1 protein-coding gene is annotated in these 453 nt (G+C 72.4%); it reads left to right on the top strand.

Annotated features, from left to right (window positions below):
• On the top strand, window positions 1–360 hold a 360-nt coding region (locus tag B8460_RS19500), incomplete at its 5' end, for a hypothetical protein (protein ID WP_048863293.1).
• Between the last annotated feature and the right edge of the window lie 93 nt (window positions 361–453).

Below are 453 nucleotides of genomic sequence, written 5' to 3' on the forward strand. Positions count from 1 at the left end.
GCCGCCGCGGCGCGCGCCGCCGAGGCCGTGGTGCAGACCGCCTATCCGGCGATCGCCGAACATCCGCTGTTCTATCCGTCGCGCACGCCATGGACGCCGCCGCCGCCACCGCCGCCCGCGCCGGCCGCGCCCGCGCGGTCCCCCTTGACCGACTACGTCCTCGTGGGGGTAATCGTGAGCGGCCAGGCCCGCAGCGCGCTGATACGGCCGCCGGGCACCGCGAAAATCATCCGACTGGCCGAGGGGCAGGATCTTGCGGGCTGGAAGCTGGAAGAGATCACCCGTAATCAGCTTCGTTTCGCGGCTGGCGGCAGTACCTACGACATGACGTTTCCCCGCCCGTCGGCGGCACGGAAATGACGCTCTTCCCCAGGCGCGCCCCGCTCGGGGCGCTGCTGCTGGCCTCGGTGCTGTCCGCGTGCAGTTCCGGCGGCTTCCTGCCGCCGCTCGCCA

Source organism: Acidisphaera rubrifaciens HS-AP3 (genome assembly GCF_000964365.1).
Taxonomy (GTDB): Bacteria; Pseudomonadota; Alphaproteobacteria; order Acetobacterales; family Acetobacteraceae; genus Acidisphaera; species Acidisphaera rubrifaciens.